Source organism: Rhodopseudomonas sp. (assembly GCF_036404135.1).
GTDB lineage: Bacteria > Pseudomonadota > Alphaproteobacteria > Rhizobiales > Xanthobacteraceae > Rhodopseudomonas_A.
The window spans coordinates 15,130-41,569 of record NZ_DASWPE010000105.1 but is presented as its reverse complement, the minus strand read 5'-3'; the positions used below and the strand labels follow the sequence as shown (position 1 = coordinate 41,569).

General features: G+C 65.2%; 25 protein-coding genes and 1 pseudogene. 17 read left to right on the top strand and 9 right to left on the bottom strand.

What is annotated here, in order from left to right:
• Positions 1–133: 133 nt before the first annotated feature.
• Positions 134–1,372, top strand: coding sequence for an FAD-dependent oxidoreductase (locus VGC77_RS13280; RefSeq protein ID WP_331172039.1), 1,239 nt, complete (start codon positions 134–136; stop codon positions 1,370–1,372).
• An 88-nt stretch (positions 1,373–1,460) separates the two neighbouring features.
• On the opposite strand, the gene VGC77_RS13275 is transcribed toward VGC77_RS13280, so the two are convergent.
• The 4 genes from VGC77_RS13275 to glgX form a co-directional block, all read right to left on the bottom strand.
• Positions 1,461–1,685 (bottom strand): hypothetical protein, encoded by a 225-nt coding sequence (locus VGC77_RS13275; RefSeq protein WP_331172038.1) that lies wholly within the window; start codon positions 1,683–1,685, stop codon positions 1,461–1,463.
• An 81-nt stretch (positions 1,686–1,766) separates the two neighbouring features.
• Positions 1,767–2,594 carry an alpha/beta hydrolase gene (locus VGC77_RS13270; protein ID WP_331172037.1) on the bottom strand — a complete coding sequence of 276 codons (828 nt, stop codon included), beginning with the start codon at positions 2,592–2,594 and terminating at the stop codon, positions 1,767–1,769.
• Positions 2,595–2,745: 151 nt separating this feature from the next.
• The gene (locus VGC77_RS13265; protein ID WP_331172036.1) at positions 2,746–3,120 is read right to left on the bottom strand and encodes a response regulator; all 375 of its coding nucleotides are present in this window, start codon (positions 3,118–3,120) and stop codon (positions 2,746–2,748) included.
• 120 nt (positions 3,121–3,240) lie between these two features.
• Complete coding sequence (gene glgX, locus VGC77_RS13260; RefSeq protein WP_331172035.1) at positions 3,241–5,400, bottom strand: glycogen debranching protein GlgX; 2,160 nt, start codon at positions 5,398–5,400, stop codon at positions 3,241–3,243.
• Between the two features lie 204 nt (positions 5,401–5,604).
• Between glgX and treZ the strand changes: the two genes are divergently transcribed.
• The 3 genes from treZ (at position 5,605) to VGC77_RS13245 (ending at position 8,031) form a co-directional block, all read left to right on the top strand.
• Positions 5,605–7,416, top strand: a complete 1,812-nt coding sequence (treZ, locus tag VGC77_RS13255) for a malto-oligosyltrehalose trehalohydrolase (RefSeq protein WP_331172034.1) — start codon at positions 5,605–5,607, stop codon at positions 7,414–7,416.
• A gap of 114 nt (positions 7,417–7,530) precedes the next feature.
• Positions 7,531–7,677 (top strand): hypothetical protein, encoded by a 147-nt coding sequence (locus VGC77_RS13250; protein WP_331172033.1) that lies wholly within the window; start codon positions 7,531–7,533, stop codon positions 7,675–7,677.
• Positions 7,678–7,716: 39 nt separating this feature from the next.
• Positions 7,717–8,031, top strand: a complete 315-nt coding sequence (locus VGC77_RS13245; RefSeq protein ID WP_331172032.1) for a hypothetical protein — start codon at positions 7,717–7,719, stop codon at positions 8,029–8,031.
• Positions 8,032–8,169: 138 nt separating this feature from the next.
• Here VGC77_RS13245 and VGC77_RS13240 read toward each other — a convergent pair whose 3' ends face one another.
• Positions 8,170–8,955: an SDR family NAD(P)-dependent oxidoreductase gene (locus VGC77_RS13240; RefSeq protein WP_331172031.1), complete on the bottom strand. Its 786-nt coding sequence runs from the start codon at positions 8,953–8,955 to the stop codon at positions 8,170–8,172.
• A 216-nt stretch (positions 8,956–9,171) separates the two neighbouring features.
• On the opposite strand from VGC77_RS13240, the pseudogene VGC77_RS13235 reads away from it, so the two are divergent.
• Positions 9,172–9,360 (top strand): annotated as a pseudogene (locus VGC77_RS13235) (glutathione-dependent formaldehyde dehydrogenase); the annotation flags it as partial.
• A 123-nt stretch (positions 9,361–9,483) separates the two neighbouring features.
• On the opposite strand, the gene VGC77_RS13230 reads toward VGC77_RS13235, so the two are convergent.
• From VGC77_RS13230 to VGC77_RS13215, 4 genes are all read right to left on the bottom strand, one after another.
• Positions 9,484–9,660, bottom strand: coding sequence for a DUF2934 domain-containing protein (locus VGC77_RS13230; protein WP_331172030.1), 177 nt, complete (start codon positions 9,658–9,660; stop codon positions 9,484–9,486).
• A gap of 128 nt (positions 9,661–9,788) precedes the next feature.
• Positions 9,789–11,384 (bottom strand): response regulator, encoded by a 1,596-nt coding sequence (locus tag VGC77_RS13225; RefSeq protein WP_331172029.1) that lies wholly within the window; start codon positions 11,382–11,384, stop codon positions 9,789–9,791.
• A 191-nt stretch (positions 11,385–11,575) separates the two neighbouring features.
• A complete protein-coding gene (locus tag VGC77_RS13220; protein WP_414709658.1) occupies positions 11,576–11,782 on the bottom strand; it encodes a hypothetical protein in 207 nt (68 codons plus the stop codon).
• 154 nt (positions 11,783–11,936) lie between these two features.
• Positions 11,937–13,532, bottom strand: coding sequence for an ABC transporter substrate-binding protein (locus tag VGC77_RS13215; protein ID WP_331172027.1), 1,596 nt, complete (start codon positions 13,530–13,532; stop codon positions 11,937–11,939).
• A gap of 251 nt (positions 13,533–13,783) precedes the next feature.
• On the opposite strand from VGC77_RS13215, the gene VGC77_RS13210 reads away from it, so the two are divergent.
• From VGC77_RS13210 to VGC77_RS13155, 12 genes are all read left to right on the top strand, one after another.
• Complete coding sequence (locus VGC77_RS13210; protein WP_331172026.1) at positions 13,784–15,403, top strand: ABC transporter substrate-binding protein; 1,620 nt, start codon at positions 13,784–13,786, stop codon at positions 15,401–15,403.
• Positions 15,404–15,621: 218 nt separating this feature from the next.
• Positions 15,622–16,575, top strand: a complete 954-nt coding sequence (locus VGC77_RS13205) for an ABC transporter permease (protein WP_331172025.1) — start codon at positions 15,622–15,624, stop codon at positions 16,573–16,575.
• Positions 16,576–16,600: 25 nt separating this feature from the next.
• A complete protein-coding gene (locus VGC77_RS13200) occupies positions 16,601–17,479 on the top strand; it encodes an ABC transporter permease (RefSeq protein WP_331172053.1) in 879 nt (292 codons plus the stop codon).
• Positions 17,480–17,483: 4 nt separating this feature from the next.
• Positions 17,484–18,572: an oligopeptide/dipeptide ABC transporter ATP-binding protein gene (locus VGC77_RS13195; RefSeq protein ID WP_331172024.1), complete on the top strand. Its 1,089-nt coding sequence runs from the start codon at positions 17,484–17,486 to the stop codon at positions 18,570–18,572.
• Positions 18,556–18,756 carry a hypothetical protein gene (locus tag VGC77_RS13190; RefSeq protein WP_331172023.1) on the top strand — a complete coding sequence of 67 codons (201 nt, stop codon included), beginning with the start codon at positions 18,556–18,558 and terminating at the stop codon, positions 18,754–18,756. Before VGC77_RS13195 ends, VGC77_RS13190 begins: the two co-directional genes overlap by 17 nt.
• Entirely contained in the window at positions 18,753–20,168 is a 1,416-nt protein-coding gene (locus VGC77_RS13185; RefSeq protein WP_331172022.1) for an amidase, read from the top strand. The genes VGC77_RS13190 and VGC77_RS13185 overlap by 4 nt, the downstream gene beginning before the upstream one ends.
• On the top strand, positions 20,165–21,190 hold the full coding sequence (locus VGC77_RS13180) for an ABC transporter ATP-binding protein (protein WP_331172021.1): 1,026 nt from the start codon (positions 20,165–20,167) through the stop codon (positions 21,188–21,190). Before VGC77_RS13185 ends, VGC77_RS13180 begins: the two co-directional genes overlap by 4 nt.
• A gap of 47 nt (positions 21,191–21,237) precedes the next feature.
• Positions 21,238–21,822: an ANTAR domain-containing response regulator gene (locus tag VGC77_RS13175; RefSeq protein ID WP_331172020.1), complete on the top strand. Its 585-nt coding sequence runs from the start codon at positions 21,238–21,240 to the stop codon at positions 21,820–21,822.
• Positions 21,819–22,982 carry a CmpA/NrtA family ABC transporter substrate-binding protein gene (locus VGC77_RS13170; protein ID WP_331172019.1) on the top strand — a complete coding sequence of 388 codons (1,164 nt, stop codon included), beginning with the start codon at positions 21,819–21,821 and terminating at the stop codon, positions 22,980–22,982. Before VGC77_RS13175 ends, VGC77_RS13170 begins: the two co-directional genes overlap by 4 nt.
• A 340-nt stretch (positions 22,983–23,322) precedes the next feature.
• Entirely contained in the window at positions 23,323–24,633 is a 1,311-nt protein-coding gene (locus VGC77_RS13165) for a CmpA/NrtA family ABC transporter substrate-binding protein (RefSeq protein WP_331172018.1), read from the top strand.
• A gap of 58 nt (positions 24,634–24,691) precedes the next feature.
• On the top strand, positions 24,692–25,585 hold the full coding sequence (ntrB, locus tag VGC77_RS13160) for a nitrate ABC transporter permease (RefSeq protein WP_331172017.1): 894 nt from the start codon (positions 24,692–24,694) through the stop codon (positions 25,583–25,585).
• Between the two features lie 11 nt (positions 25,586–25,596).
• On the top strand, positions 25,597–26,391 hold the full coding sequence (locus tag VGC77_RS13155; RefSeq protein ID WP_331172016.1) for an ABC transporter ATP-binding protein: 795 nt from the start codon (positions 25,597–25,599) through the stop codon (positions 26,389–26,391).
• The last annotated feature ends 49 nt before the right edge of the window (positions 26,392–26,440 follow it).

Sequence of the window (26,440 nt, the reverse complement as noted above, 5' to 3'; positions counted from 1 at the left end):
CTCGCGTTGTTCATGAACCACTGAACGCGCAACCACGGCGCGCAAAGGCCTCGGCGCCCGCCGGGGCCTTTGCTGCGCCTCACCGCCTTTGCTGCGCCTCGCCACCTTTGCTGCGCCTCACCCTGGAACCGACATGCTGGATTTCATCGCCACTGAACAAAGCGATTTGCGCGGTGGCGTATCCCCCTGGCAGGCCGGCGCGCATCGACCGATCCGCCACCCGCTGACCGAGTCCATCGCCACCGAGGTGCTGATCGTCGGCGCCGGCATCACCGGATCGTTGATGGCCGAGCACCTGACCCGGCAGGGCCGGCAGGTCTGCGTGATCGATCGCGAGCGCCCCGGCATGGGCAGCACCGCCGCCTCCACCGCGATGCTGGAATGGGAAATCGATCGCTCGCTGCAGGAGCTTGCCGCGATCTACGGCTTCGAACCCGCCGCTGAGATCTACCGGCTCAGCCTCGGCGCGGTGGCCGGCCTCTACGAGTTGGTGCAGTCGAATGGTCTGGCGCCAACGCTGCGCGGCCGCAACACCGTCTACCTCGCCGGCGGCGACGCCGGCGCCCGCGAGCTGCTGGCCGAGCATGAGCTGCGCGAGCGCGCCGGGCTGCCCGGCGCCTTTCTCGACCGCCGCACGCTGTCGGCCGAGTTCGCATTCGACCGCGAGGCGGCGATCGTATCGCCGGGCTCGGCGGAGGTCGATCCGCTGCGGCTATCGCACGCTCTGCTCAGCCTGGCCGAACGCCGCGGCGCCAAATTGTACGACGGCGAGGCGGTCGGCTACGACAGCGGCGGCCGAACCACCCATGTCGCGCTGGACAATGGCTGCAGCATCGAGGCCGACCACGTGGTGCTGGCGACCGGCTATGTGATGCCGGACATCGTCACGTCGGATCTGCACAAGACCGCCTCGAGCTGGGTGATTGCAACCCCAAGGCAATCGCCGCAGCAGCTGTGGCGCGACGGCGCGCTGATCTGGGAAGCCTCGAAGAACTATCTCTATGCCCGCACCACCACCGACGGCCGCATCGTGATCGGCGGCGAGGACGACGACAGCGTCGTCGCGCAGAGCGACCGCGACCGGCTGATGCCGCGCAAGGCGACCATCCTGCTCGATAAGCTGCAGCGGCTGTGGCCGCGCGCCGAGCCCTTCGCCGAATTTGCCTGGTCCGGCGCTTTCAGTACCACCGTGGACGGCCTGCCGCTGATCGGCGTGGTGCCCGGCCATCCGCGGCTTTACGCGGCCTATGGCTATGGCGGCAACGGCATCACCTTTAGCTATCTGGCGAGCCGGATGATCGGCCGGCTGATCGACGGCGAGCGGCTGGCGTGGTTCGACCATTTCGCCATCGATCGCGCGCCCGTGGTGTGAAGCACCGCTGTCTCCAGACGAAAGCCAGTCCGAGAAACCAAACCCGTCCGAACCTCCGGCCCGGCTGCGGGTGATAGCGGCGTTTTGCTCAGTTGCGGAAGGGCTGTTCGAACGCCGAAATCGCCTTGTTGGCGAGCCGGATCTTGTTGCGCTCGCCGCGGTAATACAGGTCGACCACGGTATCGAGCAGCAGTTCGTGCACGCCGAACATCTCCGGAATGGCCCCGCTCATCCGCAGATAGTCGAACGCGATGTCGTAAGCCTGGTCGAGGGTTTCTAATCCGGTGGTGCGCAGATTTTGCTGGGCCAACATGGCGATCACTCCCGTTCCGAAGTGAAAAGCCGGCCACCGAAAAAAGGTTCCCGAGGAGGCGTGCCGGCTGCCGTCAGCGCGCTAAGGCCCCATCGCCCGGGGATCGGTGTTCAGCTTGCTGGTATCCACCGGGGCAAGCTGGCTGGTCTCATCCTCGCCGAGAAACTTGTCGAGCGTATCCTGGATGCGCTGTTTGACGTTGTCCGGGCCGCGATCGCTCATGTCGGTATGCTGAAAGTCGGTGCTGACGATGTCGATCCCCGCCTGTTTGGCCATTTCCGGATCCGGCAATACCCCGGGATCGGTCTTGAACACCGGGTCCTTGGAGCGGAACGAGAGGATCTTGGCGGCCCCCGAGGTGACGAACGGCACCCGCAGATTGTCCAGCGTCACCACGCGGCGGACTAGCTCCGGATGCTGCTGGGCGAAGAACATCGAGATATCGCCGCCGTTGGAATGTCCGGCCAGCGTCAGATGCGCGTAGTCGGCGTTGGGCTGGATCTTCTTCAGCTCGGCGATCGCGAACAGGATGTTCTCCATGCCGCGCTCGTAGACCTGCAGCCGGCCGACATAGAGCGAGCCGGCCTTGGTCATCAGCGGCGTGTCGGTCGGCAGATCGTGCTGGATGCTGGCGACCATGTAGCCCCGCGCAGCCAGCACGTTGGCGAGGAAGGAATATTCGGTATTCTTGACGGTGTTGCCGTGGCTGAGAATGGCCACCGGCAGCGGGATGCCGGCCATCGCCTTCATTTCGGCGTCACGCCGCACCGCAATGTCGACATCGATCGCGCGGTTGCGCGTGCTGTCGAACAGATTCAAGGTCTCGTGCCGGATCGCCAGCTTGCTGGCCACGAAGTACGAGCCGATCGCCAGCACAAACACGCTTACTATGATCAAGAGCTTCTTCATCGCTCCATCCGTGCCAAGGGTCCCGCTGAGGTGGGCGTCTTTGATAACGCGGAAAGCCCCCGGTTTGCACGCGAGGAATTAAATTTTTGAAATAATCCCGGGGGTTAGCATGCCGCAGCGCGAAAAAAGCAACGGCACTGCGGTATCCGCATCAAGCTATCAATTCGCTCAGCGCGGCGGCGATCTGCGCCGGGCTGTAGGGCTTGGCGACGAACCGGCCCCGCTCCGGAAGATCCTCCGGACCCACCGTCAGATGGCCCGAGGTGGTGATGATCTCGATCGGCGGCCAGCGCCCCCGCACCGCCCGGGCGAGCTTCAGTCCGTCCATCGAGCCGGGCATCTGGATGTCGGTGAACACCACGCGGATATCGTTGCGCGATTCCAGGATCTCGATGGCTTCGTCGGCGCTGGCGGCTTCCAACACGAAAAACCCCGCCGCCTCGATCATCTCGACCGCATTGGCCCGCAGCAGGCTTTCGTCCTCAACCACCAGAACGATGGGCTTGCTGTTGATCGATTCGGCCATCCGCCCACCCCACGCCGTTACACTCGGAATTAAACTTTAGAGACTGTTCTGGTTCCAGCGCCCGTGCGGAGCTGCCGGAGGTCGCCAGGGCGCCGCGACCGCAGCCGCGCCCCGGCAGGCTCACGCCTGCCGGGCTTCCCACAGCGACAACGACCGGCCGGCCATGTCGTAATGCGCCTCCTTCTTGACTCTTGGAATCTTGCTGTCGCCGGGCTTGTTGGTGTCGATCAGGCAGTCCCAGGTCCGGCACTGCGGCACCGCCGGGAAATTGAACGTCACCGTGTCGTGGTGGGCGTTGAACATCAGAAACAGCGTATTGTCGGAGCCCTTGCGCCGGATTCCGGTGACCTGCGCGCGGCCGTCGAGCAACATCCCGACGCAGCGCGCATTGCCGTCGTTCCATTGCTCGCAGGTCATCTCGGCGCCGCTGGGATCGACCCAGGTGACGTCCTTGACGCCGAGCTCCTCGTTAAAGGCGCCGGTGAGAAACCGGCCGCGATGAAACAGCGGCTGGCGCTGCCTTGTGTCGATCAGCCGCTGGGTGAATTCGATCAGGCTGCGGCCGTCGTCGTCGATTCCCTCCCAATCCAGCCAGCTGATCTCGTTGTCCTGCGCGTAGGCGTTGTTGTTGCCCTGCTGGGTGCGGGCGAATTCGTCGCCGGCCAGGATCATCGGGGTGCCGCGCGACAACAGCACGGTGGCGAGCAGATTGCGCATCTGCCGGAATCGCAATTCGCGGATCTTCGGATCGTCGGTCGGACCTTCGACGCCGTGATTCCACGACAGATTATGCGAGTGGCCGTCGCGATTGTCCTCGCCATTGGCCTCGTTGTGCTTGTGGTCGTAGGACACCAGATCGTTCAGCGTGAAGCCGTCATGCGCGGTGACGAAATTGACCGAGGCCCACGGCTTGCGGCCACGCTTGTTGAACAGGTCCGGCGACGCCGACAGCCTGGTGGCCAGCTCGGCGAGCTTGCCCTCGTCGCCCTTCCAGAACGCTCTGGTGGTGTCGCGGAAGCGGTCATTCCACTCCGCCCAGCCCGGCGAGAAATGCCCGACCTGATAGCCGCCCGGTCCGCAATCCCACGGCTCGGCGATCAGCTTGACCTGACTCAGCACCGGGTCCTGCCGGCAGGCGTCGAGGAAGCCGCCGCCTTCGTCGAAGCCGTACGGCTCGCGCGCCAGGATCGTCGCCAGATCGAAGCGAAAGCCGTCGACCCGCATCTCCTGCGCCCAATAGCGCAAGCTGTCGGCAACCATCTGCAGCACCCGCTGATGCGACAGGTTGACGGTGTTGCCGGTGCCGGTGTCGTTGATGTAGTAGCGCCGATCCGGCGCCAGGCGATAATAGGATGCGTTGTCGATGCCCTTGAACGACAGCGTCGGCCCGAGTTCGTTGCCCTCGGCGGTGTGGTTGTAGACCACGTCGAGGATGATCTCGATCCCGACGCGGTGGAATTGCGACACCATTTCCTTGAATTCGTTGACGAACGGGCCGGACAAATAGCGCGCCTGCGGCGCGAAGAAGCCGATGGTATTGTAGCCCCAATAATTGTGCTTGCCCTTCTCGACCAGATAGCTGTCGTCGACAAAGGCGTGGATCGGCAATAGCTCGAGCGCGGTGATGCCGAGGTTGCGGATGTAATCGATCACCTCATGATGCATCATGCCGGCAAAGCTGCCGCGCAGCACTTCCGGCACCGCCGGATGCTTCATGGTGTAGCCGCGCACATGCGCCTCGTAGAAAATCGTCCGTTCCCAGGGGATCTGCGGCCTGCGCTCGTCGCCCCAGGTGAAGGCCGGGTCGATCACCCGGCTCTTCGGCACGAAGGCCGCGCTGTCGCGCTCGTCAAACGACAGGTCGGCGTCGGGATGGCCGATGGTGTAGCCGAACAGCGCCGGGTCCCATTTCAGATCGCCGACGATCTGCTTGGCATAGGGATCGAGCAGCAGCTTGTTGGGATTGAAGCGATGGCCTTCGGCCGGCGCATAAGGACCGTGGACGCGATAGCCATAGACCTGACCGGGCCGCGCGTCCGGCAGATAGCCGTGCCAGACCTCGTCGGTATATTCCGGCAGCTCGATCCGCTCCAACTCGCGCAGGCCGTCATTGTCGAACAGGCACAGCTCGACCTTGGTGGCGTTGGCGGAAAACAGCGCGAAATTGACGCCGAGACCGTCCCAATTGGCGCCCAGCGGAAACGGCCGGCCCTCGAGCACGCGGTGGCGGGCCGCCGCCCTGACGGGCTGCGCAGCGGAAATCCTCGACATCTGGTTCATGACAGCCCCCTGAATGATGGTCAATAACGACCACCAGCCGACAAAGTTCAAAAACTCAACCGCGTGCCCCGTCGATCGCGGATCGATGCTCTCCCGAAGTTGCGCGGCGGCGACCGCCGCGTAGTAGCTTGAGCCGACGCCCGCGCGGGGGAACGTGTGCCGGACTGTGCCGTTCATAACCGCCACCAACCTGAAAGACCCCCGATGGACCATGTCGCCCCGCCTGCTCCCACCCGCTTTGGCCCCGAGGTTCATCATGACGGCGGCGTGCTGTTTCGGCTGTGGGCGCCGAGCCAGAGCGAGGTCGCCCTGGTGCTCGAGGCAGACGCGCCGCGGACGATGCATAGAACCGACCTCGGCTGGCACAGCCTGCTGGTGCCGGACGCTCGCCCAGGCACCCGTTATCGGTTTCGGCTGGCCGATGGCTTGGAAGTGCCTGACCCGGCGTCGCGCTATCAGCCCGAAGACGTTCACGGCCCGAGCGAGGTGGTGGATGCGGCGTTCGCCTGGTCGGACCGCGGCTGGCGCGGCCGGCCCTGGGAAGAAGCCGTGGTCTACGAATTGCACGTCGGCGCCTTCACCGCGGAGGGCACTTTTGCCGCCGCGATCGAGCGGCTGGATTATCTCGCCGAACTCGGCGTCACCGCGATCGAACTGATGCCGGTGGCGGAATTTCCCGGCGCGCGCAATTGGGGCTACGACGGCGTGCTGCTGTTTGCGCCGGACGCAAGCTATGGCCGGCCGGACGACATGAAGGCGCTGGTCGACGCCGCGCATGCGAGGGGCATCATGGTGTTTCTCGACGTGGTCTATAATCACTTCGGCCCCGACGGCAATTATCTCGCGGCCTACGCGCCGATCTTCAACGACCAGCACCAGACCCCCTGGGGCGACGCGGTCAATTACGACGCGGCGGGATCGGAAACGGTGCGGGAATTCGTGATCCAGAACGCGATCTACTGGATCGACGAGTTTCATCTCGACGGGTTGCGGTTCGACGCCGTGCACGCCATCAAGGACGACAGCGATCCGCATCTGCTGGCGGAGATTCCGTCGCGGCTGCGCGCCGGCGGCCTCAACCGGCCGATCCATCTGATGCTGGAAAACGAGGAGAACGAGGTGGCGCGGCTCGCCCGCGACGTCGACGGTGAACCGCAGCAATACACCGCACAATGGAACGACGACCTGCACCACGTGCTGCACGCCGCCGCCAGCGGTGAGACGTCGGGCTACTACGCCGAATATGCCGGCGACACTGAAAAGCTCGGCCGCGCGCTGGCCGAGGGCTTTGCGTTTCAGGGCGACCATATGCGCTACAGCGACCGCAGCCGCGGCCAGCCCAGCCGCCACCTGCCGCCGACCGCGTTCGTCGGCTTCATCCAGAACCACGACCAGATCGGCAACCGCGCCTTTGGCGACCGGCTGACCAGCTTCGCCCCGGCGGCCGCGGTCGAGGCAGCGGCGGCGGTCTATCTGCTGTTGCCGCAGATCCCGATGCTGTTCATGGGCGAGGAATTCGGCTCGTCGCGGCCGTTTCCGTTCTTCTGCGATTTCTCCGGTGCGCTCGCCGACGCGGTTCGCGAAGGCCGGCGCAAGGAATTCGCGCGGTTTCCGGAATTCGCCGATCCAAAGATGCGCGAGGCGATCCCCGACCCCGGCGCGGCGGCGACCTTCGAAGCGGCCAAGCTCGACTGGAACGAACCGCGCAGCGCGCTGCATGCGCAATGGCTCGAACTCTACCGCGCGCTGCTGGCGATCCGGCATCGCGAGATCATCCCGCGGCTGAAGCACATCGGCGGCAATTCGGCGCGGTTCAAGGTTCTCGGCCGGCTGGCGGTCGAGATCGATTGGACGCTGCCCGGCGGCGCGCATCTGAACCTGATCGCCAATCTCAGCGATCAGCCGTTGCCCGGGGTGACGCCGCCCGGCGGCCGCCGCTTATGGCCGACCACCCCGGTCGAGACCGCGTCGCTGCCAGCCTGGCAGGTGCTGTGGACCCTCAGCGACGCGGCGTAGACCCCGGCCTCCCCGCACGCATAGCGGCTGGCCGCCGGGCAAATGGAACCCGAGCCGCCGTCAGCGATTGACCCCGCGGCAGCATGCCCGGGGCCGGAGAGATGGAGCGAGCCGATGCCGCCAGACGACAAGGAGCGCAAGCGAATCCAGGACGAGCAAGGCGGACACCATATGCCGCCGCGGCCCGAGGACGACGCCCCGCTCGACGATACCGATCGCAACACCGACAAGGTGATCAAGCCGTCGCGCAAGCCGAAATGAGGCCTGCCGATCGCATCGCATCATTGGAGTGATTTCCGGATGGCTACCAAGCTCATGCCTTTGATCTTCACTATCGACATCGGCGGCCGGCCGATTCTGACATTCGAGGCCGCCAATCTGCGCGAGGCCCACGAAGTCTGCCACGAGCACTGGCTGCTCGCCGATCTGCGGCAGATGACGCATCGCGGCGCCCCGGTGTGGGACGGCAAGACCCGGCTGCGGGCGCGCTACGCCACCGATCCGGAAAAATCCGCGTACCGAAACGCCCCGGCGGGACGCGAAGATGAAGAGCTGACGCTGGTCTATCTTTTCGACGTTGACGGCGTCGCAGCCACCAGCCAGGCGGCAGAATAGCCGCGCGGCCGGTTCGGCATCGCGTTATAGCGTTCTCGAGCGAAGCGGCTCCCGGTTTGCGTGAAGAGAAAACGCGCCAAAATGAGAATCCAGATCCGGTTCTGTTCTATCAGAACCGGAATAGCCCCAGCCGCGCGGTCATCCCTTGGCCGACCCGGGTTCGGCCCATTTGCGGTGCTGCGACGCCAGAAGGCCGGCCGGCACCACATGCGCCACCCGCGACTGCAGCTTGTTGATCCAGCCGCTGACCACGTCGCCCTCGCCGTTCATCATCGCCTCGAAGCCGAGCTTGGCGACGCGGCCCGGATCGTCCTTGCCGATGGTGCCGACGCTGGTGTCGAGCATGTCGGCGCGCTTGAAGAAGTCGGTCGCGGTGGCGCCCGGCATCAGGCAGGTCACACTGACGCCGCTATCCTTCAGCTCCTCGCGGATCGCGAAGGAAAAGGAATTCAGGAACGCCTTGCTGGCATTGTACACCGCCTGGAAGCTGCCCGGGACGAAGCCGGCGATCGAGCCGGTGATCAGGATGCGGCCGGCGCCGCGCCGGCGCATGTCGTTGCCGATCTTGTGGATCAGATAGGTGGTGCCGGTGATGTTGGTATCGATCACGCCACGCGCCTTGGCAAAGTCCTGATCGAGGAAGGCGTGGCCGAGACCGCGGCCGGCATTGGCCAGCAACGCATCGACCGGCCTGGCCCGGGTCGCGGCATACAGCGTGTCGACGCCCTCCATCGTCGAAAGGTCGACCTGCACCGCCTCGACCTCCACGCCGCCGGTTCTCAGCTCCGCGGCGGCGCGTTCGATCTTGGCTTCGTCGGCTGCGATCAGCAGATCGAAGCCATCCTTGGCGCAGCAGCGCGCAAGCTCCAGGCCGATGCCGCTGGACGCTCCGGTGACGATGGCGAAACGGCGCTGTGCTGACATCAATTGCTCCGTGCGAGGCATCTGTGGGCGCTAACCCGCACTGTCGCCCAGGGTTCCTGTCGGCTGCGGTTTCTGGACCTAACAGGGAACAGAACACCGTCGTTGCCTTTATGCCTGCCGCAATTTAGCAGATGGACGGCTGGATGAAAGCGCTGACCTGGCACGGCAAGAACCACACTCGTTGCAACAGCGTGCCGGCCTCACCCCTCCGGGCCCCGCCCGCACCTGCTACGGCAGGCGATCCTTTGCTGTCGCAATTTCGGTACGGCGTCGATCGTCGGCGTCTCTGGCAACCTGCTCGACAAGATCCCGATGAGCCCGCCGATCCAGCGCGGGCTGACCTTCCGGATGGCTGCGGCGCAGGTCTCGCACGATCTGCCGCAGCCGTTCGGGCGGATCGAAAAAAGACACCACGCGTCAAAAATAAGCGCGTAAAAAATGCGAAGTATCAAGAAGGCGACCTGTCAAACGTGGAAGCGACCCTGTCTCGACAGGGCCGCTGCACAGACGACCGCATCCGGTGCGGGATCAGCTGCTGGTACTGACGCTGGGATCGGCGCGGAGCTTTTCCAGCGTCTCGCCTTCACCGCGCACCTGCTGTTCGGCCTTGTGCCAGAACTCGTCCTCGCGTCCCTCGGGACGGCCCGCCATTTCCCACAACTCATGGGCCCGGCGCTTGATATCTTCTTCGGAAACTTCAGCCATTGTGTGCTCCACTCATCACGTTTGGAACCCTTTAATGAAGTTCAAGCGGACAAGTTCCGGTGGCAACGTAGAGCTGATGCGTGATCGTCTGATGACGCGCCGCCGCGTGCGGCGCCGCGCCGAAACGCTTAGCCGCGATCCAGCACGCTGCGGATCTTGGCGGCCAGCGCCGCCTGCGACAGCGGTTTCTGGATAAGGTCAACGCCGGCATCGAGCCTGCCCTGATGAACGATGGCGTTGCGCGAATAGCCGGTCATGAACAGCACCTTCAGATCCGGCCGTTGCGCACGCAGCTGATCGGCGAGCTCGCGGCCGTTCATTCCGGGCAGCACCACGTCGGTCAACAGCAGATCGAGCCCGCCGTCGAGCTTGCCGGCCATGCCGAGCGCGGCACCGGCGTCGGGCGCCTCGACCACTTGGTAGTTCAGCTCCTGCAGCACCTCGACGACATAGCCGCGAACCTCCGGATCGTCCTCCACCACCAGGATCTGCTCCGCCCGCGCCGCGCCGATCTGAATGTCCGGCACGTCCTCGTCGCGGGCCGCGGCGTGCAGCCGCGGCAGATAGACCTTGATCGTGGTCCCCTCGCCGAGCTCGCTGTAGATCTTGATGTGGCCGTTGGACTGCTTGACGAAGCCATAGACCTGGCTGAGCCCGAGCCCGGTGCCCTGGCCGACATCCTTGGTGGTGTAGAACGGCTCGAACGCCCGCGCGATGATATCGGCCGACATCCCGGCGCCGGTGTCGGTCACCGCGACCTGGACGTATTGTCCGGTGACCAACTCGGCATGGCGGCGCGCATAGTCCTCGTCGAGAAACACGTTGCTGGTTTCGACGGTCAGCTTGCCGCCGTCCGGCATCGCATCGCGGGCATTGACCACGAGGTTGAGAATTGCCGCCTCGAAATGGCTGGGATCGATCTCGACCTGCCACAGCCCGCCGGTGCCGACATATTCGAGATCGATGGTCTCGCCCAAGGTGCTGCGAAAGAAGCCGGCCATGCCCTTCAGCAATTGATCGAGATTGCAGGGCTTCGGATCGAGCGGCTGCCGCCGGGCAAACGCCAACAGCCGGCTGGTCAGGGTCGCGGCGCGTTGCGCGCCCGACATCGCGCTGCCGACCAGCCGGCGCAGCCGGCCGTCGGCGGCGTCGGTCAGCTTGTTCATGTGGCGTTCGGCAATCTCGAGATTGCCGATGATGATGGTCAAGAGATTGTTGAAGTCGTGCGCCACCCCGCCTGTCAATTGACCGACCGCTTCCATCTTCTGCGCCTGCCGCAGCATGTCTTCGGCCTCGCGGCGCTGCAGCGTCTCGGTCTGCAACGCCAATTGCGCCTCGCGCAATTGCGCCGGCGACGGCACCGCGAGCAGCTTCGGCAACAGCGGCCACAGCATCGCCGCGGTGACCACCGAAGCGACCGCAGTCACCGCCTTGACCACGCCTTCCATCTCGTAGACCGGCACCCACAGCGTGACGATGGCAAAGATGTGGGTGAAGCCGCAGGCCATGATGAAGATGGAAAACGCCCAGAACACCCAGCCGAATTCGACGTCCGGCCGCTTGGCGACGAAATATGACAGCGCGAACGGAATCGAAAAATACGCCAGCGCGATGGCGGCGTCGGACAGCACATGCAGCCAGATCAGCCCCGGCTCCCACAGCAGACAAATGCCATGCGGCGAAAACGTCGAGGTGTCCAACAGCCCGTGCAGCAGCGCCCACATTCGCCCGTGTCCTCCCAGTCGATTGAATCGCCCGCTTCGCATGACGCAAAAGCAAGGTCACGATTTCTCGAACCGGAAAGGATTAGCACGGACGGCCGGCGGTTGAGTAGCGGACTGCGGCCGGGTTTCTATCAAGCGTCGGCTCGGCGTAAAGGGCCCGGCACAGCCGCGCCCGCTACTGCCGAGGTTTCTTAAAGCGGAACGCTGATCCCGCCGCGCATGCTGCGCCGCCGTTCGAACCGGGCACGCAGCCGGGGCGCCAGTCCCCAGGCCAGCGGCGCCGCCAGCACGAAGCTTGCGACCACCACCGCGGGAATCAGTTCCATCGCCCGCGACGACAGCGCGGGAAACAGCAGCACCGTCACCAACAGCGCGCCGAAGATGACCGCGTTGGTCATCAAGAAGATCAAAGCCGCGACTCGAAATCTGGTGTTGAACATGTTCGCCTCCTGACGGCCATTTGGAAGCTAATGCCGGCTCACCCGATCTGTTCCAAGGATCGGCCGGCGCCGCGACCCCGCGCCGGCCGATCTTTGGTTTATGGCCTTGGGCTTATTGCAGACCGATCGTGGTCAGATCCTGGAACCAGTGCTGCGCCTGCACAAAGCTCTTCACCTTCGGCGACAGCGCGTGCGGATTGGTGTCGTGCACCACCCAGACCAGCACCGCGTCGTCGACGATCAGGCTGTGCGCCTGCGCCAGCAATTCGTCCTGCTTGGTGGAATCGAACGTGGTCTTGGCTTCGTCGATCAGTGCGTCAACCTTGGGGTTGTTGTAGCCGCCCCAATTGACGCCGACCGGCGCGATCTGCCCGGAGTGAAAGAACCGCACGATGGCATAGAGCGGATCCGAGGTGACGTAAGCGATGTTGTTGGCGGTGATGCCGGCATTGGACTCGTCGGCCGCGCCCTTGCGCCATGCGGTGTACAGCACTTCGAGTTCGACCACCTTGAACTCGACATCGACGCCGATCTCCTTGAAGCTCTGCTGCAGGAACTCGTTCATCGGCAGCGACAGCATCTGGCCGGTGCCGCCATTGGCGATGATGAAGGTCGCCTTCAACGGCTTCTCCGGCGAATAGCCGGCCTCCTTCACCAACCGCTTGGCTTCGGCGAGATCATATTTGATCTTGAAGGTGGGATTGCCGAACCACGGGCTCGACGGATCGACCTGGCCGACCGCCGGCTTGGCGAGGCCGTTCATCAAACCGACCACGGCGTCGCGGTCGATCGCCAGATTGAGCGCCTTGCGCAACCGCACGTCGGTCCAGGGCGAGCCCGGCAACACGCTGAGGTGGTAGTTCCAGACATGCGGGGTGACGTTGTCGACGATCTTCATGCCGGCCGACTTCAATTGCGGCACGGCGTCCGGCGCCGGCGTCTCGATCAGATCGACCTGGCCCGCGAGCAGCGCGTTGGTGCGGGTCAGCGCTTCCGGCATCGGCACCAGCACCAGCTTGTCGGTCTTCGGCAACCGAGTTTTATCCCAGTAATCATCGTTGCGGGTCAGTTCGGCGAGTTCGCGCGGCACCAGCTTGGTCAGCTTGAACGGCCCGGTGCCCGACGGCTCGGCGGCGAACTTGTCCCAGTCATTGCCGAGCTTGGCGTATTGCGCCGGGCTCGACACCAAGAACCAAAGCATCTGATAAGGAAAAAACGAGTCGACCGTTTTGGTTGTAATTTCGACGGTGTCGTCGTCGATTTTGGCGTAGCTCGCGACCGAGGGCAGCCGTGTCTTGACCTGCGCACTCTGCCGTTTGTCGAACTGCGGTGCCTTATCATTCAGCACCTTGTCTAAATTCCAGACCACTGCATCGGCGTTGAATACACTGCCGTCGTGGAACTTGACGCCCTTGCGCAAAGTGAATCGCCACTTTTTCTTATCGCCATCATCGACTTTCCATGATGTCGCGAGCCCCGGCACCAATTTCCCGGGACGATCCGACACGTTCATCTCCCACGCCACCAGGGGATCGTAGATCGTATATCCGGTGAACTGATAAGCGCCGGCGCCGCGGTCGGGCTGGCCTGTGGTCAGCGGGATATCCGCCATCGATATGCCGTAACGCACCACCGACTCGGCGCGCGCAGAACTAATTGCGCCGACCGCGATGAGTGCGGCGATGGCGATAGAGTTTCGAATGGTCATTGAAACACAGCTCCACAGGAAGGATGCAGATCCGGCTGCAACGATGGTGCCAGCAATGTGATTTGCGGCGCGTGATGACGCAAACGTGTGAGTCCGCCAGACGGACGAGGCGCGATTTTGCTGGCACAGCCATTGCGCTCGCTGGCACAGCCATTGCATGAGATTGCATAAGTTTTTGGCAGCCCCGATAAAGGACATCTTGCATGCGTATGATTGGTTTTGTCGCTCGGCGAACAGCCGCGGCCGTCTTCATGCTGACCACGGCGAGCGCGCTGGCGCTGTCGCACGCGGCCAGCGCCGAAGCCGTGCTGCGCATCGGCATGACCGCCGCCGATGTGCCACGCACGCTCGGCCAACCCGATCAGGGCTTCGAAGGCAACCGCTTCACCGGGCTGACGATGTACGACGCGCTGACGATGTGGGATCTGTCGTCTGCAACCAAAGCCAGCGTGGTGATTCCCGGGCTCGCCACCGAATGGGCGGTTAACGACGCCGACAAGACCAAATGGACGTTCAAGTTGCGCCCCGGCGTCAGCTTCCATGACGGTTCGCCGTTCAACGCCGACGCCGTGGTGTGGAACGTGGACAAGGTGCTGAAACAGGACGCGCCGCAATTCGACCCCAGCCAAGTCGGCGTCACCGCCTCGCGCATGCCGACGCTGGTCTCGGCGAAGAAGATCGACGACATGACGGTGGAGTTGACCACCAAGGAGCCGGACAGCTTCCTGCCGATCAACTTGACCAACCTGTTCATGGCGAGCCCGAGCAAATGGCAGGGCCTGTATGAGAAGGCCGAGGGCGCCGACGCCAAGGCGAAGTCACAGGCGGCGTGGGCGGCGTTCGCCAAGGACGCCTCCGGCACCGGGCCGTGGAAGATGTCGAAGTTCACGCCGCGCGAACGGCTCGAACTGGTAAAGAACGACAAATATTGGGACACGGCGCGGGTGCCGCATGTCGACCGCCTGGTGCTATTACCGATGCCGGAAGCCAACGCCCGCACCGCGGCGCTGTTGTCCGGCCAGGTCGACTGGATCGAAGCGCCGGCCCCCGACGCGGTGAAGGAAATCACCGCGCGCGGCTTCAAGATCGAGAAGAACGAGCAGCCGCACGTCTGGCCGTGGCAGTTCTCGCGCGTCGAAGGCTCGCCGTGGAACGACATCCGGGTGCGCCGCGCCGCCAATCTGTGCATCGACCGCGAAGGCTTGCGCGACGGCCTGCTCGCCGGATTGATGGTGCCGGCGACCGGCACCTTCGAGCCCGGCCATCCGTGGCGCGGCAAGCCGTCGTTCCAGATCAAATATGACCTGCCGGCGGCGCAGAAGCTGATGAAGGAAGCCGGCTTTGGCCCGACCAAGAAGCTCAGCGTCAAGGTGCAGACCTCGGCGTCGGGCTCCGGCCAGATGCTGCCGTTGCCGATGAACGAATATCTGCAGCAGGCGCTGGCGGAGTGCTACTTCGACGTCAAGCTCGACGTCATCGAGTGGAATACGCTGTTCACCAATTGGCGCCGCGGCGTCAAGGATCCCTCGGCCAACGGCTCCGACGCCACCAACGTCACCTATGCGGCGATGGACCCGTTCTTCGCCATGGTGCGCTTCCTGCAGTCGTCGATGGCGCCGCCGGTGTCGAACAATTGGGGCTTCATCAACAACCCGAAGTTCGACGCGCTGGTGACCAAGGCGCGCACCACCTTCGACGCCTCGTTGCGCGACGAGGCGCTGGCCGAACTGCACGCCGCCTCGGTCGACGACGCGTCGTTCCTGTTCGTCGCCCACGACGTCGGACCGCGCGCGCTGAGCCCGAAGATCAAGGGCTTCGTGCAGCCGAAGAGCTGGTTCGTCGACTTCTCGCCGGTGACGCTGGCGCCGTGACCAGCGATCCCGGCAGGCGAAAGTGATTGCTTTGCCGCGCCAGCTTCTCCCCTTGTGGGAGAAGGTGGCGCGGACGAAGTCCGCGTCGGATGAGGGCGCCGGATCGCTGAGCGAATCCCCCCTCACCCGGCGAGCTACGCTCGCCACCCTCTCCACAGGGGGAGAGGGAAGCAAGAGCTGTTTGTCGAAGCGCTCGTCTCAAGATCGAAGGCCGCCCATTGTTCATCTATATCGCCCGCCGCATCGTCTATGTGATCCCGATCGTGATCAGCGTCGCGCTGGTGTGCTTCCTGTTGGTGCATATCACCCCCGGCGATCCGCTGGTGGCGGTGCTGCCGGCCGACGCCTCGCAGGAATTGGCCGCGCAATTGCGCGTCGCCTATGGCTTCGACCGGCCGCTGCCGGTGCAGTTCGGACTGTGGCTGTGGAAGGCGCTGCACGGCGACCTCGGCAATTCGATCGCCACCGGCCGCCCGGTGCTCGCCGAAGTGCTGCGCGCGGTCGGCAACACCGTGACGCTGGCAATTGCGGCGGCGACCATCGGCTTTTCGCTCGGGCTGTTCTTCGGCCTGGTCGCCGGCTACTTCCGCGACACCTGGATCGACAAAGTCGCGACCGGGGTCGCGATCGCCGGCGTCTCGGTGCCGCATTACTGGCTCGGCATGGTGCTGGTGATCATCTTCTCGGTGCAATTGAACTGGCTGCCCGCAGTCGGCGCCGGCCCCGGCGGCTCCGGACAATGGGGCTGGGACTGGGAGCACCTGAAATATCTGGTGCTGCCGGCGCTCACCACCTCGGTCATTCCGATGGGCATCGTCACCCGCACGGTGCGGGCGCTGACCGGCGATATCCTGTCGCAGGACTTTGTCGAAGCATTGCGCGCAAAAGGGCTGCGCGAGACCGGCGTATTCCGCCACGTCATCAAGAACGCCGCGCCCACCGCGCTGGCGGTGATGGGGCTGCAACTCGGCTATATGCTCGGCGGCTCGATCCTGATCGAGACGGTGTTCTCCTGGCCGGGAAGCGGCCTGTTGCTGAACTCCGCGATCTTCCAGCGCGACCTGCCGCTGTTGCAGGGCACCATCCTGGTGCTGGCGCTGTTCTTCGTGTTCCTCAATCTGGTCGTCGACATCGCGCAGGCCGCGATCGATCCGCGCATCAAGCGGAGCTGAGCAGGATGGCCCGCCGATGACTGTGATGACCGACACCGCGCTGCAAAGCGCTCCTGCTACGCCCGCGCGCGGCTATTGGGCGACCGTCGCCCGCCGCATCCGCCGCGACAAGGTGGCGATGGCCTGCGCGCTGATCCTGCTGCTGATCTTCGTCTCGGCGCTGGTGGCGCCGTGGCTCGGCCTCGCCGATCCCTATCAGGGCTCCATGATCCGAAGGCTGAAGCCGATCGGCACGCCGCACTATCCGCTCGGCACCGACGAGCTCGGCCGTGACATGCTGGCGCGGCTGATCTATGGCGGCCGGCTATCGCTATTGATCGGCATCCTGCCGGTGATCCTCGCCTTCGGTATCGGCACGTCGCTGGGCCTGGTCGCCGGCTATGTCGGCGGCAAGCTCAACACCGCGATCATGCGCACCGTCGACGTGTTCTACGCGTTTCCCTCGGTGCTGCTCGCAATCGCGATCTCCGGCGCGCTCGGCGCCGGCATCACCAATTCCATCGTGTCGCTGACCGTGGTGTTCGTGCCGCAGATCACCCGCGTCGCCGAAAGCGTCACCACCGGGGTGCGCAACATGGATTTCGTCGAGGCGGCGCGGGCCTCGGGCGCCGACGCCTTCACCATCATGCGGGTGCACATGCTCGGCAACGTGCTGGGGCCGATCTTCGTCTACGCCACAGGTCTGATTTCGGTGTCGATGATCCTCGCCGCTGGTCTATCGTTCCTCGGGCTCGGCACCAAGCCGCCGGAGCCGGAATGGGGCCTGATGCTGAACACGCTGCGCACCGCGATCTACGTCAATCCCTGGGTCGCCGCCTTGCCCGGCGCGATGATCTTCGCGGTGTCGATCTGCTTCAACCTCCTCAGCGACGGCATGCGCAGCGCGATGGACATCCGGAATTGATGGCATGACCGAGATCCTTGACCCGCTCGACGCAATCGAAAAACTGGAGCCGATCGAAGACATCGGCGGCGTCGCGCAGCCGCTGCTCAAGGTCAACGGCCTCACCAAGCATTTCCCGGTGCGCGGCGGGCTGTTCGCGCCGTCAAAGACGGTGCGCGCGGTCGACGACGTCTCGTTCACCATCGCCAAGGGCGAGACGCTCGGCATCGTCGGCGAATCCGGCTGCGGCAAGTCGACCACCGCGCGGCTCTTGATGCATCTGATGCCGCGCTCAAGCGGCGAGATCATCTTCGACGCCCGCCAGGTCGGCCGCCAGCTTAGCTTGCGCGAATTGCGCCGCGGCATGCAGATGGTGTTTCAGGACAGCTACGCTTCGCTCAACCCGCGGCTCACCATCGAGGAGTCGATCGCGTTCGGCCCCAAGGTGCACGGCATGGCGGATGCCGCGTCGCGCGTGCTGGCGCGCGAGTTGCTCGGCAAGGTCGGCTTGCGTCCGGAGAACTTCGCCAACCGCTATCCGCACGAGATTTCCGGCGGCCAGCGGCAGCGCGTCAACATCGCCCGCGCGCTGGCCTTGTCGCCGCGCCTCGTGATCCTCGACGAAGCGGTGTCGGCGCTCGACAAATCGGTCGAGGCGCAGGTGCTCAATCTTCTCGTCGATCTGAAGCGCGAATTCGGCCTGACTTATCTCTTCATCAGCCACGACCTCAATGTGGTGCGCTACATCTCCGACCGCGTGCTGGTGATGTATCTCGGCGAGGTGGTCGAGGTCGGCCCGGTCGACGAGGTGTGGGACGCCCCCGCGCATCCCTATACGCGGGCGCTGCTGGCGGCGATGCCGTCGTCCGATCCCGACCGCCGCACGCAGGTGCCGCCGATCACCGGCGATCCGCCGAACCCGATCGATCCGCCGAAGGGCTGCCGGTTTCATCCGCGCTGCCCGTTCGCCGAGCCTTTGTGCAGCGCCGCCACGCCGAAGCTCACCGCGCTCGATCCATCCGGCCATCAGGCCGCCTGCTACATGGCGATCCCGGGCTCCGGCCACAGCCGCGCGCCCGCCAAGGAGGTGCACAACGATGTCGACCAAACCTGATTCCGCGACGATCAAGGCGATGGCGGCGGTGGCCGGCATGGCCGTCAGCAACGAAGTGGCGGCGCGGATCGCCAATTCGGTCGGCCCGGCGTTCGACGGCTTTGCGCCGGTCGCGGGCACGCTGCCGTTCGATCTGGAGCCGGCCAGCTTCGTCGCGGTGCAGAATGCGAAGGTCGCGTCATGAGCGCGACCGATCCGGCGCTGTTGTCGCTGACCGAAATCACAACGGCGATCGCGCAGAAGAAATTGTCCTCGCGCGAAGCAACCTCCTCTTGCTTGAACCGCATCGCGGCCTGGCAGCCGAAGCTCAACGCCTTCATCGCAATCGAGCCCGAACAGGCGCTGACCGCGGCCGACGCCGCCGATGCCGCACTGGCGCGCGGCGAGAGCAAAGGCGCGCTGCACGGCGTGCCGCTGGCGCACAAGGACATGTATTACGACCAGGGCCACGTGGTGACCTGCGGCTCCGAGATCCGCCGCAACTTTGTGGCGACCACCACCTCGACCGCGCTGCAGCGGCTGAAGAACGCCGGCACGGTGCGGCTCGGCTCGCTGCAGATGTCGGAATTCGCCTATGGGCCGACCGGGCACAACGCGCATTTCGGCGCGGTGCATAATCCGTGGGACGTTGATCGCATCACCGGCGGCTCGTCCTCGGGCTCCGGCTCCGCGGTGGCGGCGCGGCTGACCTTTGCAGCATTAGGCTCCGACACCGGCGGTTCAATCCGGATGCCGGCGCATTTCTGCGGCGTCACCGGCTTGAAGACCACGGTCGGCCTGGTCAGCCGGGCCGGCGCGATGCCGCTGTCGCAATCGCTCGACACCGTGGGACCGTTGGCGCGCAGCGCGGAAGATTGCGCGCTGTTGCTCGGCCTGATGGCCGGCGCCGATCCTGCCGATCCGACCTGCAGCGCCCGCGCGGTGCCGGACTATCTCGCCGCGACTAAAGGACCGCTGCAAGGCGTCCGCATCGGCATTCCCAGCGCGTTCTATGTCGACGACCTCGATGCCGAAGTGGCGCGGGTGCTCGACGACAGCATTGCCGCGCTGCGACGAGAGGGGGCTAGCGTCGTCAAGGTCGAGCTGCCCGACCAGCGCCAGCTCAGCGCGGCGTGTCAATTGGTGCTGGCGGTCGAGGCCGCCGGCTTTCACGCCCGCTGGATGATCGAGCGGCCGCAGGACTACGGCCCGCAGGTGTTGATGCGGCTGCAGAACGCGCTGGCTGTTCCCGCCGTTACGTATCTGGAGGCGATGCGCTGGCGCGGCCCGGCGCTCTCAGCACATCTCGCCGCCACCGCCGGCGTCGACGCGGTGCTGGCGCCGGTCGCGCCAGTGGCGGCGCCGACCATTGCCGAGAGCGACGTCGGCAATTCGCTCGACGCCGAAGCGGTGATCCAGCGGCTGACCCGCTTCACCCGGCCGATCAACTATCTCGGCCTGCCGGCGCTGGCGCTGCCCTGCGGCTTCACCAAGGCCGGCCTGCCGGTCGGGCTGCAGATGATCGGCAAACCGTTCGACGAGGCGATGCTGCTGCGGATCGGCGCGGCCTGGCAGCGGGTCAGCGATTTTCACAGCCAGCGTCCGGAGCTGGCATGAGCAACCTGGTCGAGGTCAGAAATCTCAACATCCGCTTCACCGGCGAGCGCACCGTGCATGCGGTGAACGACCTCAGCCTGTCGCTCGGCGAAGGCGAGGTGCTCGGGCTGCTCGGCGAATCCGGCTCCGGCAAGAGCGTGACGCTGCGCGCCCTGATGCGGCTCTTGCCGAAGAAGCGCACGCAGATTTCCGGCACCGTCAACGTGCTCGGCCAGGACGTATTGGCGCTCGACGACGACGGGCTGTCGGCGTTCCGCGGTCAGACCGTGTCGATGATCTTCCAGGAGCCGGCGCTGGCGCTCGATCCGGTCTACACCATCGGCCGACAGATCGCCGAAAGCGTGATGCGCCACGAAGGCAACAGCCAGGCCGAGGCGATGGCGCGCGCGCTTGAAATGCTGGAAGTGGTGCGCATCCCCTCCGCCAAGCGCCGGCTCGAGGCCTATCCGCACGAGATGAGCGGCGGCATGCGGCAGCGCGCGATGATCGCGCTGGCGCTTTCCTGCAAGCCGAAGATTCTTCTCGCCGACGAGCCAACCACCGCGCTCGACGCCACCGTGCAGATCCAGATCCTGCTGCTATTGCGCGAATTGCAGCGAGAATTCGGCATGTCGGTGATCTTCGTCACCCACGACATCGGCGTCGCGATCGAAATCTGCGACCGCGTCGCGGTGATGTATGCCGGGCAGATCGTCGAACAGGGCACGCTCAGCCAGATCGTGCGCTCGCCGCTGCATCCCTATGCGCAGGGCCTGCTCGCTTCCACTGTTCACGGCGCCAAGCGCGGCGCAAGGCTGGAGACCATTCCGGGCACGCCGCCGTCGCTGGACAAGGCGCCGACCGCCTGCTCGTTCGCGCCGCGCTGCCGCTACGCCCAGCCGCGCTGCGTCGAGGCGCTGCCGCCGGACGTTCAGGTCGGCCCCAACCGCGCCGCGCGCTGCATCCTGGCCGAGGCGATCGCCGAGGGGCACAGCCCGGCGCCGGGCGCCGATCCGGTTGCCGGCGGGCTCAATCTCGCCTAAGCGGTCGGGCCAGCCTCGCTTCGACAGCTTTGGAGTGCCGTCGCGCCATGGATTCCCCGCTGAAGATCGTCATCGTCGATGAAAGTCCGGTGCGGGCCGCGATCCTGAAGGATGGCTTGCGCGAGGCCGGCGTGGCCCAGGTGGTGCATCTGGAGGCCACCACCAATCTGTTGGCGCGGGTCTACGAGATCGACCCCGACGTGATCCTGATCGACCTGGAAAACCCCAGCCGCGACATGCTGGAGCAGATGTTCCAGGTCAGCCGCATCGTCAAGCGGCCGATCGCGATGTTCGTCGACCAGAGCGACACCGCCTCGATCCAGGCCTCGGTCGACGCCGGGGTCTCCGCCTATATCGTCGACGGGCTGAAGAAGGAGCGGATGAAGCACATCCTCGATCTGTGCATCTCGCGCTTCAACGCGTTTTCCAAACTGCAGAACGAACTCGATCGCGCCAAGACCGCGCTCGACGACCGCAAGGTGATCGACCGTGCCAAGGGCATTCTGATGAAGGCCAAGTCGCTCACCGAAGAACAGGCCTATGTGATGCTGCGCAGCGCCGCGATGAACGAGAAGAAGAAGATCGCCGAGATCGCCCAGTCGGTGATCACAGCGTCGGAGATGTTGAAATGAGCACGCCCCTGCGGATCGGGTTCATCCCGCTGGTCGACGCCGCGGCCTTGATCGTCGCGGTCGACAAGGGGTTCTGCAAAGCCGAGGGGCTCGACGTCGAACTGGTGCGGGAAATCTCCTGGGCCAATGTCCGCGACAAGCTCAACATCGGGATGTTCGATGCCGCGCATATTCTGACGCCGATGGCGATCGCCTCCAGCCTCGGCATCGGCCACGTCAAGGTGCCGATCGTCTCCGGCTTCGGGCTCGGCATCAACGGCAACGCCATTACGGTGTCGCCGGACCTCTATGCCGCGATCAAGGCCGAGGCCGACGGCGACCTGCTCGATCCGCTGGTGACGGCGCGCGCGCTGGCCCGCGTCATCGCCGCGCGCAAGCACAAGGCGCTGGAGCCTTTGACCTTCGGCATGACCTTTCCGTTTTCCACCCATAATTACGACCTGCGGTTTTGGATGGCGGCCGGCGGCATCGACCCGGACGACGACGTACGCCTGGTGGTGCTGCCGCCGCCGTTCATGGTGGAAAGCCTTGCCAACAAGCACCTCGACGGCTTCTGCGTCGGCGCGCCGTGGAACTCGGTGGCGATCGATCTCGGCATCGGCTACGTGCTGCACTTCGCTTCCGAACTGTTGCAGCGGGTCGCGGAGAAGCTCTTGGCGGTGCGCGCGCCGTGGGCCGCGGAGCATCCCGAGCGGATGATGGCGCTGCTGCGCGCCCACGCCCGCGCCGCGGATTACGTCGAGGACCTCGACAACCGCGATGAGGTCGCGGCGCTGCTGACCGCGCCGGGCCGCATCGAAGTGACCCCGGAACTGATCCTGCGCACGCTCGACGGCCGGATGCGGGTGGCGCCGGACGGCACCGTGCGGCCCAGCGACCGCTATCTCTTGGTCGGCCGGGCCGGCGCGGCACGGCCGGACCCGGTGCAGGCGGCGTGGCTTTACGCGCAGATGGTGCGCTGGGGGCAGGCGCCGCTGTCGGACGAGTTGCTCGCCGCCGCCAAGGCGGTGTTCCGCCCGGATCTCTACGACGCAGCGCTCGGCCCGACCGCGCCGCCGCCCGTCTCCGAGCCCGCCGACGGCATCGGCGCCTTCACCGGCCCGGTGTTCGATCCGAACGATATCGCAGGCTATATCGCGGCCTGCCGGCGCGGCGCTTAAACACCGAGCACCGCGCCGCATTGCACATTATTCAGGCCACGCTGCCCAAGCGCGCCGCGTCGAACCCGCCAGCGGGCTCCGGGAACCTGCGGGCGCGACAACTAATCACTTGGCACAACTCACATTTCCTCACTTGCGAGTGGTTGGCACGGAATTCGCTATACTTCAGCGAGGGCGCCGACGCGGAGCCTGACGTTCATCGATGGTCTGACAGCAATGCCGCTGTCCTGGAAACGCGCGCGAGCGAATTCCAGGCGGCGGCTTTTTTCGTTTCAGGCCCCGCGATCAGCAATGGCGGCGCACCGCGCAAGCGGCTCGCGCCCAACAGGAAGGGGTGACGATGACCAACACTAGGACGGGCAGCGGCCGCAACACACTCAGTCGCCGCCAGCTTCTGAAGGCCGGCGCCGGCACCGCGGCGCTATTCGCCGCGGCGAAGCTGAATTTTCCCGCCGGCGCCTTCGCGCAGGGCGCCGGTCCCGAAGTCAAGACCGCCAAGCTCGGCTTCATCGCGCTGACCGACGCCGCGCCGCTGTTCGTCGCCAAGGAGAAGGGCCTGTTCGCCAAATACGGCATGCCCGACGTCGAGGTGCTGAAGCAGGCCTCCTGGGGCACCACGCGCGACAATCTGGTGCTCGGCTCGGAAGGCAACGGCATCGACGGCGCGCATATCCTGACCCCGATGCCCTATCTGATTTCCTCGGGCAAGGTGACGCAGAACAATCAGCCGACGCCGATGTACATCCTGGCGCGGCTCAATTTGAACGGCCAGTGCATCTCGGTCGGCAAGGACTACAGCGACCTCAAGGTCGGCGTCGATAGCGCACCGTTCAAGGCCGCACTCGACAAGAAGAAGGCCGCCGGCAAAGCCATCAAGGCGGCGATGACCTTCCCCGGCGGAACGCATGATCTGTGGATCCGCTATTGGCTCGCCGCCGGCGGCATCGATCCCGACAAGGACATCGAAACCATCGTGGTGCCGCCGCCGCAGATGGTCGCCAACATGAAGGTCGGCACCATGGATTGCTTCTGCGTCTGCGAGCCTTGGAATCTGCAGCTGATCCATCAGGACATCGGCTACACCGCGCTGACCACCGGCGAGCTCTGGAACAAGCATCCGGAAAAATCCTTCGCCATGCGGGCCGCCTATGTCGACAAATATCCGATCGCCGCCAAGGCGCTGCTGATGGCGGTGATGGAGGCGCAGCAATGGTGCGAGACGCCGGAGAACCGCGACGAGGTCGCCGCGATCTGCGCCAAGCGGCAATGGATCAATTGCCCGGTCGAGGACATCACCGACCGCGTCAAGGGCAAGTTCGATTACGGCACCGGCCGCGTGGTGGACAACAGCCCGCACATCATGCGGTTCTGGGACGACCACGCCTCCTATCCGTATCAGAGCCACGATTTGTGGTTCATGACCGAGGATATCCGCTGGGGCAAATACGCCCCCGACTTCGACGCCAAGGCGCTGATCGGCAAGGTCAACCGCGAGGATCTGTGGCGCGACGCCGCCAAGGCGCTGGGCGTCGCCGAACTGCCGGCGTCGACCTCGCGCGGCAAGGAGACGTTCTTCGACGGCAAGGTGTTCGATCCGGAGAATCCCGCCGCTTACTTGAAGTCGCTGTCGATCAAACGCGTGGAAGCCTGATGACGCCCCGCGCCGCCTGCGCGCGGCGCGCCCTTGTCCAGCACGGAGACGCTGCCCGATGACCATGCCCGCCCTCGACACCACGCCCGTCACCAGGCTGCCGGCCGCCGCCGCGCCGGTGGTCGCGATCACCCCGCGCAAACGGCCGCGGCGCGACAGCTACGGCAGACTCGCGCGCGAAACCGCGGCGCGGGTGATCCCGCCCTTGGTCGTCATAGCGCTGTTGATGCTGTTCTGGGAGCTGGTGTGCCGGCGCACCGGCTCGACGCTGCCGCCGCCGTCGAAGGTCTATAACGACACCAAGGAACTGATCTTCGATCCGTTCTTCGATCACGGCGGCATCGACAAGGGGTTGTTCTGGCATCTGTCGGCGAGCCTGCAGCGCGTGGCACTCGGCTACTCGCTGGCGGCGGTCGCCGGCATCGGGCTCGGCGTGCTGGTCGGGCAATCGGTGTGGGCGATGCGCGGGCTCGATCCGATCTTTCAGGTGCTGCGCACCATCCCGCCCTTGGCCTGGCTGCCGCTGGCGCTAGCGGCATTTCGCGACGGCCAGCCCTCGGCGATCTTCGTGATCTTCATTACGTCGATCTGGCCGATCATCATCAACACCGCGGTCGGCATCCGCAACATCCCGCAGGACTATCGCAACGTCGCCGCGGTGGTGCAGCTCAATCCGCTGGAATTCTTCGGCAAGATCATGCTGCCGTCGGCCGCGCCCTACATCTTCACCGGGCTGCGGATCGGCGTCGGCCTGTCGTGGCTCGCGATCATCGCAGCCGAGATGCTGATCGGCGGCGTCGGCATCGGCTTCTTCATCTGGGACGCGTGGAATTCCTCGCACATCAGCGAGATCATCCTGGCGCTGTTCTATGTCGGCCTGATCGGCTTCTTGCTCGACCGCGCCATCGCCGGGCTCGGCCGCCTCGTCACCCATGGCACCTCGGCCAGCTAAGGATCACGCCCATGTCCGCTTATCTGAAGCTCGATCACGTAGACAAGGTGTTTTCCCGCGGCGCCGCCTCCACCGAGGTGCTGAAAGACATCACGCTGACCATCGATCGCGGCGAATTCGTCTCGATCATCGGCCATTCCGGCTGCGGCAAGTCGACCTTGCTCAACATCGTCGCCGGGCTGACCACCGCCACCATCGGCGGCGTGCTGTTGGAGGACCACGAGGTCAACGCGCCGGGCCCGGACCGCGCCGTGGTGTTTCAGAACCACAGCCTGCTGCCGTGGCTGACGGTGTATCAGAACGTCCGGCTCGGTGTCGACAAGGTGTTCGCCAGGACCAAGAGCCGCGCCGAGCGCGACGCCTGGACGCTGCACAATCTCAATCTGGTGCAGATGGTGCACGCCAGGGACAAGCGGCCCTCGGAAATCTCCGGCGGCATGAAGCAGCGCGTCGGCATCGCCCGCGCACTGGCGATGGAGCCGAAGGTGCTTTTGCTCGACGAGCCGTTCGGCGCGCTCGACGCGCTGACCCGCGCTCACTTACAGGATTCAGTGATGGCGCTGCATCACAAGCTCGGCAACACCATCCTGATGATCACCCACGACGTCGACGAGGCGGTGCTGCTCAGCGACCGCATCGTGATGATGACCAACGGCCCCAGCGCCACGATCGGCGAGGTGCTCGAGGTGCCGTTGCCGCATCCGCGCAAACGGCTCGAGCTCGCCACCAACGCCACCTATCTGAAATGCCGGCAGCGGGTGCTGGAATTCCTGTACGAGCGCCACCGCTTCATCGAGGCGGCGTGACGCGTCACCTCTCCCCGCTTGCGGCAGGGCATTCGCATATGGATTTTCG

What these genes read in the sequence shown, in the direction of transcription:
- VGC77_RS13280 (WP_331172039.1), top strand. Translation starts at nt 134, where the DNA reads ATGCTGGATTTCATCGCCACTGAACAAAGCGATTTGCGCGGTGGCGTA.
- VGC77_RS13275 (WP_331172038.1), bottom strand. Translation starts at nt 1,685, where the DNA reads ATGTTGGCCCAGCAAAATCTGCGCACCACCGGATTAGAAACCCTCGAC.
- VGC77_RS13270 (WP_331172037.1), bottom strand. Translation starts at nt 2,594, where the DNA reads ATGAAGAAGCTCTTGATCATAGTAAGCGTGTTTGTGCTGGCGATCGGC.
- VGC77_RS13265 (WP_331172036.1), bottom strand. Translation starts at nt 3,120, where the DNA reads ATGGCCGAATCGATCAACAGCAAGCCCATCGTTCTGGTGGTTGAGGAC.
- glgX (WP_331172035.1), bottom strand. Translation starts at nt 5,400, where the DNA reads ATGAACCAGATGTCGAGGATTTCCGCTGCGCAGCCCGTCAGGGCGGCG.
- treZ (WP_331172034.1), top strand. Translation starts at nt 5,605, where the DNA reads ATGGACCATGTCGCCCCGCCTGCTCCCACCCGCTTTGGCCCCGAGGTT.
- VGC77_RS13250 (WP_331172033.1), top strand. Translation starts at nt 7,531, where the DNA reads ATGCCGCCAGACGACAAGGAGCGCAAGCGAATCCAGGACGAGCAAGGC.
- VGC77_RS13245 (WP_331172032.1), top strand. Translation starts at nt 7,717, where the DNA reads ATGGCTACCAAGCTCATGCCTTTGATCTTCACTATCGACATCGGCGGC.
- VGC77_RS13240 (WP_331172031.1), bottom strand. Translation starts at nt 8,955, where the DNA reads ATGTCAGCACAGCGCCGTTTCGCCATCGTCACCGGAGCGTCCAGCGGC.
- VGC77_RS13230 (WP_331172030.1), bottom strand. Translation starts at nt 9,660, where the DNA reads ATGGCTGAAGTTTCCGAAGAAGATATCAAGCGCCGGGCCCATGAGTTG.
- VGC77_RS13225 (WP_331172029.1), bottom strand. Translation starts at nt 11,384, where the DNA reads ATGTGGGCGCTGCTGCACGGGCTGTTGGACACCTCGACGTTTTCGCCG.
- VGC77_RS13220 (WP_414709658.1), bottom strand. Translation starts at nt 11,782, where the DNA reads ATGACCAACGCGGTCATCTTCGGCGCGCTGTTGGTGACGGTGCTGCTG.
- VGC77_RS13215 (WP_331172027.1), bottom strand. Translation starts at nt 13,532, where the DNA reads ATGACCATTCGAAACTCTATCGCCATCGCCGCACTCATCGCGGTCGGC.
- VGC77_RS13210 (WP_331172026.1), top strand. Translation starts at nt 13,784, where the DNA reads ATGCTGACCACGGCGAGCGCGCTGGCGCTGTCGCACGCGGCCAGCGCC.
- VGC77_RS13200 (WP_331172053.1), top strand. Translation starts at nt 16,601, where the DNA reads ATGACCGACACCGCGCTGCAAAGCGCTCCTGCTACGCCCGCGCGCGGC.
- VGC77_RS13195 (WP_331172024.1), top strand. Translation starts at nt 17,484, where the DNA reads ATGACCGAGATCCTTGACCCGCTCGACGCAATCGAAAAACTGGAGCCG.
- VGC77_RS13190 (WP_331172023.1), top strand. Translation starts at nt 18,556, where the DNA reads ATGTCGACCAAACCTGATTCCGCGACGATCAAGGCGATGGCGGCGGTG.
- VGC77_RS13185 (WP_331172022.1), top strand. Translation starts at nt 18,753, where the DNA reads ATGAGCGCGACCGATCCGGCGCTGTTGTCGCTGACCGAAATCACAACG.
- VGC77_RS13180 (WP_331172021.1), top strand. Translation starts at nt 20,165, where the DNA reads ATGAGCAACCTGGTCGAGGTCAGAAATCTCAACATCCGCTTCACCGGC.
- VGC77_RS13175 (WP_331172020.1), top strand. Translation starts at nt 21,238, where the DNA reads ATGGATTCCCCGCTGAAGATCGTCATCGTCGATGAAAGTCCGGTGCGG.
- VGC77_RS13170 (WP_331172019.1), top strand. Translation starts at nt 21,819, where the DNA reads ATGAGCACGCCCCTGCGGATCGGGTTCATCCCGCTGGTCGACGCCGCG.
- VGC77_RS13165 (WP_331172018.1), top strand. Translation starts at nt 23,323, where the DNA reads ATGACCAACACTAGGACGGGCAGCGGCCGCAACACACTCAGTCGCCGC.
- ntrB (WP_331172017.1), top strand. Translation starts at nt 24,692, where the DNA reads ATGACCATGCCCGCCCTCGACACCACGCCCGTCACCAGGCTGCCGGCC.
- VGC77_RS13155 (WP_331172016.1), top strand. Translation starts at nt 25,597, where the DNA reads ATGTCCGCTTATCTGAAGCTCGATCACGTAGACAAGGTGTTTTCCCGC.